This is a genomic window from Bacillus sp. FSL K6-0268 (genome assembly GCF_038005425.1).
GTDB classification, from domain to species: Bacteria; Bacillota; Bacilli; order Bacillales; family Bacillaceae_G; genus Bacillus_A; species Bacillus_A thuringiensis_S.
This window is the reverse complement of the sequence record NZ_JBBOTF010000008.1, coordinates 1-10,144: the sequence shown is the minus strand read 5'-3', so window position 1 is coordinate 10,144 and position 10,144 is coordinate 1. Positions and strand designations below refer to the sequence as shown.

Genomic DNA, 10,144 nt, shown 5'->3' with positions numbered 1-10,144 from the left:
ACAAGGTGGTTCGGCAGGTATACTTGTAAATCCAAGTCGTATAACCTAGTTCCTCGTTTTTGGTCTGATCGGCTTGGCGAAAGATAAATCCCTGCCGAAAAAAGTTAGGCAAGGACAAGAAAATAAGGTTATAAAAAAATAATTATTTTTTTATAACCTTATTTTCTTGAAGGTGGAGATTTTCAGAAGCAAAGCGAAGGAAAATACTACCTGTTCCTTGCGGAACTTTTAACCCTTAATAATAGTGATAATAGAAGCACTTATAAAAAAACAGCTTGAAGCGTTGATATGATTAGGTTTATCGCTGTTTCTAAAGTGTTAGGAAATCCTAACACTTTAGAAACGATTTGTTAGGATTTCCTAACACCTTTTTTTTATTATTTAAGCTCTCAAAAAAAAAACTGTATTCAATTGAATACAGTTTAAAAAAACCTAACAGGCAAACCAATTTTGTTACCATTATTATCTTTAATATTTTTCAAAGAATGTTGAAATAATCTCATAGTTAATCTATCTAATTGAACATTATTTTTTCTAGGGGCACAAATCATAATATAAGGATTTACAATCCATACCCTGGGACTTACAGTTCTTCCATTTTCAATGACTTGTCCAGCACCTTCAGGATTTAATAATATTTCTTTTTCTTTCAACGAATTCAAAATCAAAGATGTTTGTGTTCGAGACTTACCAATCATTTTCGCGATATCCGAAACAGTAGCAGCTTTAGGAAGTTCAAAATCATCATCTTGTTTTCTTTTCTTTTTAAACTTATCTTCACTACAAATAATTACATTAGTTTTAAATTCTAAATAAGCTTGAATCCTAAACAATAAACTTTCCTCAGCCTGAGTCAAATAATTTATTTGTGTCAATAAATGTAAATTTCTATGTATCACTTGATTAAACGGCTCCCCTGCAAAAGGATCTTTCTCTTTACCAATATAATGATTTTCTCCAGTAAGTTTATTTAATTTATTTAATAATGATTCCTTTATTTCCTGCTCTTCAACCCGAGATTGTGAGTCTTTATCAAAATCTCGCTTTCTAGCATTTCTTTCAGCTTGTTCAAAATCTACGGTTTTTGTCATAAAATAAATTCTCTCCCTTATGGAAGGAATCAACCAATCTATGTTAAAATACATATAAAGAAATCTATGTAAGATAAAATAATCATTAGTTGAATCCAACTAATCTCTTTAAAAAACCGCTAGCCGACCAAAGCATAGGCGGTTTTTTATTTTACAAAAAATTCTATTTATCATTATAACATGGAAATATCATCTAAAAATAATAGAAAAACATCCCAAATATTAGCTTTTCATTCCAATTAAAATGCTTATTTGTCTACATTCATATCTTTAAAAACGACGTTGACTCATTTTATTTTTTACAAATGTAAATGAAAAGACGAATGCCCAAAGACCCATTCCACCGATAATAACTGCCATCACAAGCCAACCCCACTCAAATGTTTGTGACACTTTTTCATATAACCTTGCTAATCCCAATACTTCCCATAATCCATATTTCATCCCTGTTACAAGAAGAACTGCAATCAGAGCATATAACAAGACTTGTACCACAGATACACACACTTCCTCAATCTTCTTTGTCTTAATCCTAATGTTTTGTACTTCACTTGTTTTTTGCTCTATTTGATGTACTTTGTGATAAAAATCAGTTACAAGTTTATCTGTCTTTTTCTCAAAACTTTCCCCTACGCTCTTATTCATTTGCTGAAAATAGTGATTCAGCGTTTCCCTCAGATTATCTCTCAAAGCTTGGTCCGCTTCTTTCAATTGCTCGACTTTGTTGTTCAAGTTCTCGTTGTTTTTTCTGTTCATTTTGCTGACGGAAAGTATTTGCTCGCTCACGAGCTTGTTGTTCTTCTCGATACTTTCTGCTAATTGGTCGATACGTTGCGCAATCAGCTCGTTCTGATGTTCTATTTCCGACATTCTCACTCGATAATTGATTTGTTCGCTTGTGCTCATTTCTGTTGATAGATTGTGTTCTTGTTTTACCTTCTCCAATTTGTCGCTCAAAGCCACGTTCCATCCCTCCTATTTCATAGTCATACCCTAACTTACTGCCTCGCACCCATTTTAAAGCCTCAGGATGCTTGTAGGAGATTGTTTCTCCTCTTAATCTAGTTTCAATACCTAGATTGTCTAAAAACACTGTAAGACCCTTTACATCGCTTGTACGAGTTTTCGCTATATCAACCGCTTGTCGTATTTCGTCTTTCCATGATGTTTTTCCTTTTGCTAACAATGACTTCTCCGCTGCCGTGTACCGCACTGATGCTTGTTTTTCTACCACAACTGACAATCCTCGTGCCTGACAAATTCTATCATTCTCACTTTTTATCAAGTCTCGTTGTTTATTATTACTGTGATACTTTTTACCAGTTTCAATGTTAACAGAATTGATTACGATGTGATTATGAATGTGTTCTGTATCCGTATGCGTATAAATCACAACTTGATAATCTTTTGCAATAGATTGAGCTAACTCCAAGCCAATGCTATTGGCTTCCTCTGGTGTAATCTCTCCAGGTTTAAAGGACTGAATAATGGTATGCGCCTGAACTCCCTTATCTTTTCCATACAACATTCTTAATTCCTTAAAATTTGATTTCGCATACTCCACATCACAATTATGACCACTTTTTTCTACTGCTCTTTTTTCCGCATAATTGATCGTTTTGCTTGCTGATTTTGTGTTTCCTAGTTTAGTTGTTGCCATAACTCGTTCACTTCTTTTCGTAATTGCTCAATATTATAATTAAAACGTTGCCAATCTATATTGCCATCCTTGTGCGTATGACAATATTTCGCAATTTGATTCATGTTATTCCCCATCTGGCTCAAATTCCTCGCAATCATTTGTCTTGTCTCTTTATCAAATTTCGGAGAAATTAAGCGACTCCCTTGTGCTTTTTTCTTTACGAAATTCGGCACACTCATTCCCAAAGTTTCAGCTGACTGCTGCAACTTTGCATATTCATCATCGTTCACACGAAAACTGATTTGTCTGCGCTCTTTTCGGTTCGGATTCTTCCGAAAATTGCTAGCCATCTCATTATCTTGTCCACTCATCAAGTCCCATCCCTTCATTCCGTTTCCAACGGAAGCGTCATTCCAAATTGGTCGTACTATCTCCAATTTTATCATTGACGCAAGGGATTTGGCAAGCGTCGCATTTGCTAGCCACTTCGTGGCGCAAATACAGCTTGTCGGGGGTTTCCCCCAATCCCCCTTTTCGTTTTTGCTTTCGCAAAAAATGGCTTACTTTCGCTAGCCATAAAATATAAAAACCTTGGACGTTGTCCAAACCTACTGTGGAAATTTTCCCCAGACCCCATATAAAAAAACACCCCCAACCCCCTCACTTTTTGAGGGGGCTCCCTCGCCGGTTGGCAGGTTCAAACGGGTGCCGTTTGAAACCATCAAGAGGGTTTAAGTGTTGTGCAATTTGTCAACTCCTTAATGCTCACTTCGTTCCGCTTACCGTTGACAAATACCCTATTTCTACACTCTATTTCAAGTATGCACATACAAATAATACAAACCATATCATTCCTATTATTTCTACTACATACATGATTTGATTTTCATTCATGATGGTTATGATTTTTACTACTTCGTGTATCCGATTTATCATCTGTATTTCCTTTTATTTTGTATGCAAATTTAATTTTTTTAAGAAGAATTTCCATATTGGCTCTGTTCCTGTTACAACTGAAACCTTTCCGATCATTCCTGTTTGTAGCTCTGCTACTTGTTTATTTTCAATCGTTGCTTCTAATTCATATACATACATCTTCGTACTTTTATCGAATATAGGCTGTTTTGCTATATATGTGATTGTTCCTTTTTGTTTGTCGGTACTCTTTAATTGAAATCTATATTGTACTTGATTCCCTTTTTTGATTCCATTCATTTCATCTGGCGATAGAAACAGTTTCACCTTTTTCTTGTTTTCCTTTGATACAATAGATAACATTTCTTGTCCTACATCTATTAACTCCCCTTGTTCTACCTGTTTTTCAAATTGAATAATGCCACCTTTCGGTGCTTTTATTTCTAATCTTTCTTTTTGTTTTTGTATGGCGATTAATTCGTTCTTTTGCATCATTGTTTCTTGTTCTACTGTTTGTATTCGTTGATTCACTGCTACAATTGCACTTTCTTTATATTGCTCTAATGCATGCTGCTTTTGTTGTTCTTTCCCTTTTTTCATGTTTTCTATTTTCTTTTGATCACTTTCTAATGTCTCTGTTCGTTGTTTGATTTGTTTCTCTACAATCGTTTTTTGAGACTCTAATGTCGCTCTTTTTTCTTGTTCTATTTGCTTTTGTTCTTCTCCTATATTTGATTGTTCTACTTGTTTTTGACTTGTGTCTATTTCTCTTTGTACATTTTCTTTTTGTGCTAATAATCCTTGTAAACGATCATCTTGTTCGTTTGATACCTTACTATCTGAAACTATTTGTATTTCATTCTCTTTTTCTACTTGTAGTGCTTGATACCCTTGGTCATAGGCTTTATATTCTTCTTTGATTTTCACATCTATCTGTTTACTAAAAGAAGGTTTATGTATCTGTATACTTTTCTTGAATTCTTCTAACATGTTTTTCTGTTCGTTTTTTTGTTGTATCACTTGTTCCAATTGTTGTTGTTTACTATCTAATTCTATATTTTTTAATTGGAGCAATGTATCTCCTTGTTTTACTTCTTCTCCATTTTTCACACAAATCGTTTCTACCGTTCCTCCTATAGGAAGACGGATTATATTTGCACTGTCACTTTCTTGTATGATGGCTGTTCCTTTGTTCACAATATCCATCGTTCCTACCCATGCCCATATGATACAACCTATTATCATACATCCTAAAAAACTTAATAATATCGCAATAAAACGAGGTGGTTTCTTTTCTAATAATTCTACGCTATCTGTTATTTGATCAAAAGAATATATTTTACTCATACTGACCACCTTGCATCGCATACTTTTCCTGTTCTATATATTCTATATGAACTGTTTGATTCTTCCATAAACGATAATATTCATTCTTAAGAACTAACAATTCTTCATGAGAACCTTGTTCTATGATTTTTCCTTTTTCCATTACAAAAATTTGATGTGCATGTTGAATCGTACTTAATCGATGCGCAATCATAATAATCGTTACTCCTTGTTTTCCTAATTCTTTCAACATATCTGTAATTTCTTTTTCTGTTGTAGAATCTAAATTACTCGTTGCTTCATCCATTATTAAAATATCCGGTTGTTTTAACAATGCACGAGCGATTGCTAATCGTTGTCTTTGTCCTCCGGACAAATTCGATGCATTTTCCTCTAACATGGTTTCATATCTCAGTGGTAATTCACTTATCATATCGTGAATAGCTGCTTGCTTACATACTTGTATCATTTCTTCTAATGTTACCGTACGTGTTAATCCGAAACATAAATTTTCATAGATAGATGCACTAAAGAAAAAAGATTCTTGTGATACATAGGCAATTCGTTCTCTTAATGCTGTTCGATTCATTTCTTGGATATGATAATCATCATAATACATATCACCTTGTTGCGATTCATAGTATCCCATTAATAACTTTGAAATCGTTGTTTTTCCAGAACCACTTTCTCCTACAAAAGCAACTTGGCTTCCTGATTGGATTTTAAAACTTATATCTTCTAATACATTTTTTCTTGTTCCATAACGAAATGTTACGTTGGAACATTGTATTTGGCCAGAAAGTTTCTGGGGAGATACTTTCTTTTCTTCCTTCTCATTTTTTTCTACTTCTAAGTCAAAAATTTCATTCAATCGTTCCCCAGCTACTAAAGCAGACTGCATCGTTGGTTGGATTCCAATTATATTTTCAATTGGATTTAAAAAATATGCTAATAATGCATTATATGTAATCAATTCTCCTATTGTCATATTCCCTTTTAACACTTGGATTGCACCGACCCAAAGAATAACCGTTCCCCCAATAAGTTCCAATCCCATCTTCATAGAACCTTGCAAATTCGATAACATTCCTCGTTTAAATACATGATGTAACAAGTTTACAAAACGATTCTCTGTTTGAAAAAATACTTCTTTTTCTGCATTATACGATTTGATTGTTCCAATTCCATTTAAAGATTCTACTAAATAAGCATTTAATTTCGCATTACTTTCCATCTCTTTTCGATTAATAGATTGATACGGTTTATGAAATACAATAATAATCCCCATATAAAAAGGTATTAAGACTAATGTTACACCAAATAAAATAGGACTATGTATGTATAATAAAATCGCTCCTACCATAACCATCACTGTATCGATCATTAAGGTTACTGTAATCGTTGATAACGCCTCACGAATTTTACTGGCATCCATAAATCGAGAAATAATTTCTCCCACTTTTCTTGTTTCAAAAAAGTTCATTGGTAAACCAACCACATGACGATAATATCCCAGCATTAATTGAATATCGATTCGTCTACTCATATATAAAATCAGATGTGTCCGAAAATAGGAAAGAAGAACTTTAAAGATATATAAAACAATAATCCCAATGGATACCATATGAAGTGTTTGTAATAATTGGTTTGTCACAATATCATCGATTAAAAATTTAAAATAAAATGCTCCTAATAACCCAAACAAATTAAAGAAGATAGACGCAATAAACAAAGGTATTATGATATTTGTTTGTTGTTTTACTAATCCTACAAAACGAGAAAATGTCCCTTGCGACTCATTTCCTTTTTGGAATTTTGATGTTGGCGTCAGTAAAACAAGGATTCCCGTCCACATTTTACAAAACTCTTCTAACGCATACACCATATGTCCTTTCCCTGGATCAACGATATATATTTTATTCTTTTTTACTTTATGAATGACAACATAATGTAATAGTCCATCTTCTATTACTACATGCGCAATCGCGGGTAAAGAGATTTCATGTAAAGCATTTTTATTCGTTGCTTTTACTCCTTTTACATCAAATCCTAACTTTTCACCTGATTCTATTAAACCTTGTACGTTTGTCCCTTGTAAATCTGTACCCGCTACCTCTCTAATCTTTGAAATGGATGTTTTCCATCCATAGTAACGAGAAATCATGGTAAGACACGCCGGACCACAATCTTTTAAATCTTGTTGCTTGATACACTTTATTTTTTTCAAACTAGTTCCTACTTTCTATTCAACAAAAAATTTTCCTGAAAAAACAAATTTTCTCAAAAAAGGTTGGACATCTTACCTATTGTCAGTATAATAAAAATGAATCAATAATTCAAAATATTAAGGAGATAAAATTATGAAAACTGAAAAATTAAACTTTGAAACATTAACTCAAAAAGAACTTCTAGAAATCTCAGCAGGTGGAAGCTGCCTTAATAAAATTGGAGCAGGCGTTGTTAAAGGTATTTTCGCAGGTGGTGCTGCTGGTGCTGCTGCAACAATGGGATTAGGTACAGCAGGCGGCGCATTTGTTGGAGCTCATATCGGAGCTGCTGCTGGCGCAATTACTTGTCTTGGAGAATAAAAAATAAAAGGACTGATATAAATGAAAGAAATTAATAATACACTTACACAACTATCAGAAGAAGAATTAGAAAACATTAATGGCGGAGGCTGCACTTGGAAAAAAGCTGCTGCTGAAGCTGCTGGTGGAATTATCATTGGTTCTATGGGAGGCCCATGGGGTGCTCTAGGTGGCGGAGTAACAGGCGCTGCATTATGCTATTTAAATGATTAAGTAATATAAGTAAATCCCCCTAATTATTTTTAATTAGGGGGATTTACTTATATTACTTAAAATAAAATTTAATATAATTCGACCAATAAAAATAATGTTCGATAACAATCATTTGACATTTATGTAGAATGATATGTAATATATAAATAACACAAGGGCATATATACATTCCATTGGAGGAATCTTATATTGAATATGAAAATGAAATTAACGCGTATTGAAAAAGGTTTAACACAAAAACAACTTGCTGACTTAGTCAATATAAGTAGACAAACCATTGGATTAATTGAAAAAGAAGAATATAATCCATCTTTAAAACTCTGTATATCTATCTGTATAGCCTTAGATAAAACATTAAACGATTTATTTTGGGAAGGAGAAATTAAATGAAAACAATTATAGAAAAAATCATTTTAGGTCAAAAATCAAATGATGAGTATCAAGAAAAAGCATATACAAAATATATAGCAGAAGCAGGTATTTTAGTTATGTTAATAAATTTTTTATACTTAACTATAAAAACTATATATTTGAAAGAAATTTCCACTGATATTATTGTTTGCTTAACACTATTTATAATTTTTTGTGGATATATAACTATTAGAATTTCTAACAGTAACATTGACTTCATTAATATTACTTCAATGACAAACTTAGAGAAAAACAAAAAGAAACTTTTAAAAAATACAATTTTACAAAGTATAATCTTTTTTATTGTTTTTAGTGGATCGGGTTATCTCATAAATAGTCCATTTTCATGGACTTCAAATATAATTACTAGTATATTTTTCGGTATAGCAATCTACTTGATAAATAAAACAAATGCCAAAAAATCTTTAAAAATGAATAATGAATTAAATGATTAATCTATTTATTCATATGAATAAAAAGGAGGAATATTTATCATCAATAGTAAATCACCATTAAGAAAAAAATTCCTATTCCTCTTTATATTTATCTTCCCAACAGTTTTATTTAAATTCTTTGAGGATAGGGATTTAATAAATGCTTTAAAAAATTTAATTGTATTTTCATTAATAAGCTTTATTATAATTTTTATTGTTGATACAATATCAAATTTAGTAAACAAATATGATAAACAAAAAAATGAGTGAATTAAAAGCAGTATTTACATCTTAATGAAAAATATAGACTAAGTGAATTACCCCCGCCACTTAACGTCCTAACGGACTGTTTGAAGTGGGGAAGTAATTCACTCTATCTGTATATTCTATACATCCCTAGTAGACATAATGTCCTATTATCGGTAGCAAATCCCACGGCTTCCCCTTACTCCTGTAAGGGGTTTCCTTCTTTCGTCATGTTTTTCTTTATGCAAGTTTTTATACATTCCTTATCCCATGCAGTATTTGGCTTCCCTATGACTCGTCACATTCTTCTCTTTTTTGCATACAATCCTGCATACACCTATCTATTTTTTATTCCTTACTTTTTTCAATCTATTTGACATATTTCATAGCAAGGGAATGCTTGTATGCTGATTTATTCTGCATTCCCTTATTGTATGTATGTTATATATCTATTCTTCTTTTTCCAACATTATGACCTCCAAAATTGCCACCACTTTTTGACTTGGGTAGCTACCAATAACTCTTTTGTTTTTTGTACCTTCCTTATTTGTTGTAAAAAAATTTGATCTCGTTCTTCGAATCTATGTAACATATTTTTTTGAAAATCATTTTGTTGTTTAAGTTGTCTTTTCAATTCCTCTAATTGTTCGCTTTGGTTTTTATTAATCTGTTCAAGTTGCCCAAGTCGTTCACGTAATTCATTCATAGTGTCCAAGATATTTATAGATAAAGGTTCTGCGCTATTATTATCTGAAGGAATAGTAATAATTAGAGGTACTCCGCTTACTTGTAATTTTTTATTCACCTCCTCTTCATTCATGTTATCGTTATACCACTTTTTTATTTGTTTTATGATTTTTACAGAGTCAACATGAATAAAATATTTACTACGATTCCCTTGTTTTACTGTAAGAAATTGTTCATGCCTTCTTATATAACGCTTCAATGTATTTTCAGATACAGCAATCTTCTTAGCTAAATCAATTACACTTATCCATTCCTGATTATTGTCCATTAAAAACACCTCTAATTTATTCAACTATCCATCTATCTTCCATCTATCCATATTAAAAAATTCTATATATATCAAGCAATTACCTGTAAACTGTCCATCCTATTCATACAATCTGTCCATTCTGTTCATATAAAAATCCAGATATATTTCATATGTTTTTCCTTTGTTTTTGGGTGAGAGAGCTGGCTGGGGGGGTTGGGGGCTAGCCCCCAGGAACTTGCCGTCACTTACAGTTGTGTAAACATAAAATGATGGTCGATAGA

Annotated in this window: 11 protein-coding genes; 4 read left to right on the top strand and 7 right to left on the bottom strand. The window is 32.4% G+C overall.

Features of this window, described 5'->3' with window-relative positions:
- Nucleotides 1-422 precede the first annotated feature (422 nt).
- From MHI28_RS35930 to MHI28_RS35905, 6 genes are all read right to left on the bottom strand, one after another.
- A complete protein-coding gene (locus MHI28_RS35930) occupies nt 423-1,091 on the bottom strand; it encodes a hypothetical protein (protein WP_061656988.1) in 669 nt (222 codons plus the stop codon).
- Nucleotides 1,092-1,361: 270 nt separating this feature from the next.
- Nucleotides 1,362-1,781, bottom strand: a complete 420-nt coding sequence (locus MHI28_RS35925; protein WP_340829615.1) for a hypothetical protein — start codon at nt 1,779-1,781, stop codon at nt 1,362-1,364.
- Nucleotides 1,771-2,751: a relaxase/mobilization nuclease domain-containing protein gene (locus MHI28_RS35920; RefSeq protein WP_340829613.1), complete on the bottom strand. Its 981-nt coding sequence runs from the start codon at nt 2,749-2,751 to the stop codon at nt 1,771-1,773. Before MHI28_RS35920 ends, MHI28_RS35925 begins: the two co-directional genes overlap by 11 nt.
- Entirely contained in the window at nt 2,733-3,104 is a 372-nt protein-coding gene (locus MHI28_RS35915; RefSeq protein ID WP_340829610.1) for a plasmid mobilization protein, read from the bottom strand. The genes MHI28_RS35920 and MHI28_RS35915 overlap by 19 nt, the downstream gene beginning before the upstream one ends.
- Before the next feature lie 577 nt (nt 3,105-3,681).
- Nucleotides 3,682-4,995, bottom strand: a complete 1,314-nt coding sequence (locus tag MHI28_RS35910; protein WP_340829607.1) for an HlyD family secretion protein — start codon at nt 4,993-4,995, stop codon at nt 3,682-3,684.
- Nucleotides 4,988-7,201: a peptidase domain-containing ABC transporter gene (locus tag MHI28_RS35905; RefSeq protein ID WP_340829605.1), complete on the bottom strand. Its 2,214-nt coding sequence runs from the start codon at nt 7,199-7,201 to the stop codon at nt 4,988-4,990. The genes MHI28_RS35910 and MHI28_RS35905 overlap by 8 nt, the downstream gene beginning before the upstream one ends.
- A gap of 133 nt (nt 7,202-7,334) precedes the next feature.
- Between MHI28_RS35905 and MHI28_RS35900 the strand changes: the two genes are divergently transcribed.
- The 4 genes from MHI28_RS35900 to MHI28_RS35885 all read left to right on the top strand — a co-directional run bounded on the left by MHI28_RS35900 (nt 7,335) and on the right by MHI28_RS35885 (nt 8,641).
- A complete protein-coding gene (locus MHI28_RS35900) occupies nt 7,335-7,562 on the top strand; it encodes a Blp family class II bacteriocin (protein WP_340829603.1) in 228 nt (75 codons plus the stop codon).
- A 21-nt stretch (nt 7,563-7,583) separates the two neighbouring features.
- Nucleotides 7,584-7,775 carry a Blp family class II bacteriocin gene (locus MHI28_RS35895; protein WP_002204987.1) on the top strand — a complete coding sequence of 64 codons (192 nt, stop codon included), beginning with the start codon at nt 7,584-7,586 and terminating at the stop codon, nt 7,773-7,775.
- Between the two features lie 195 nt (nt 7,776-7,970).
- The gene (locus MHI28_RS35890) at nt 7,971-8,165 is read left to right on the top strand and encodes a helix-turn-helix transcriptional regulator (RefSeq protein ID WP_445661822.1); all 195 of its coding nucleotides are present in this window, start codon (nt 7,971-7,973) and stop codon (nt 8,163-8,165) included.
- Nucleotides 8,162-8,641 carry a hypothetical protein gene (locus MHI28_RS35885; RefSeq protein ID WP_340829598.1) on the top strand — a complete coding sequence of 160 codons (480 nt, stop codon included), beginning with the start codon at nt 8,162-8,164 and terminating at the stop codon, nt 8,639-8,641. Before MHI28_RS35890 ends, MHI28_RS35885 begins: the two co-directional genes overlap by 4 nt.
- 694 nt (nt 8,642-9,335) lie before the next feature.
- Here the strand turns inward: MHI28_RS35885 and MHI28_RS35880 are convergent.
- Nucleotides 9,336-9,881, bottom strand: a complete 546-nt coding sequence (locus tag MHI28_RS35880) for a DUF3967 domain-containing protein (protein ID WP_340829595.1) — start codon at nt 9,879-9,881, stop codon at nt 9,336-9,338.
- Between the last annotated feature and the right edge of the window lie 263 nt (nt 9,882-10,144).

Excerpts from the sequence above, each read along its gene's own strand:
- MHI28_RS35910 (WP_340829607.1), bottom strand. The coding sequence starts at position 4,995 with ATGAGTAAAATATATTCTTTTGATCAAATAACAGATAGCGTAGAATTA.
- MHI28_RS35900 (WP_340829603.1), top strand. The coding sequence starts at position 7,335 with ATGAAAACTGAAAAATTAAACTTTGAAACATTAACTCAAAAAGAACTT.
- MHI28_RS35890 (WP_445661822.1), top strand. The coding sequence starts at position 7,971 with ATGAAAATGAAATTAACGCGTATTGAAAAAGGTTTAACACAAAAACAA.
- MHI28_RS35930 (WP_061656988.1), bottom strand. The coding sequence starts at position 1,091 with ATGACAAAAACCGTAGATTTTGAACAAGCTGAAAGAAATGCTAGAAAG.
- MHI28_RS35885 (WP_340829598.1), top strand. The coding sequence starts at position 8,162 with ATGAAAACAATTATAGAAAAAATCATTTTAGGTCAAAAATCAAATGAT.
- MHI28_RS35880 (WP_340829595.1), bottom strand. The coding sequence starts at position 9,881 with ATGGACAATAATCAGGAATGGATAAGTGTAATTGATTTAGCTAAGAAG.
- MHI28_RS35915 (WP_340829610.1), bottom strand. The coding sequence starts at position 3,104 with ATGAGTGGACAAGATAATGAGATGGCTAGCAATTTTCGGAAGAATCCG.
- MHI28_RS35895 (WP_002204987.1), top strand. The coding sequence starts at position 7,584 with ATGAAAGAAATTAATAATACACTTACACAACTATCAGAAGAAGAATTA.
- MHI28_RS35920 (WP_340829613.1), bottom strand. The coding sequence starts at position 2,751 with ATGGCAACAACTAAACTAGGAAACACAAAATCAGCAAGCAAAACGATC.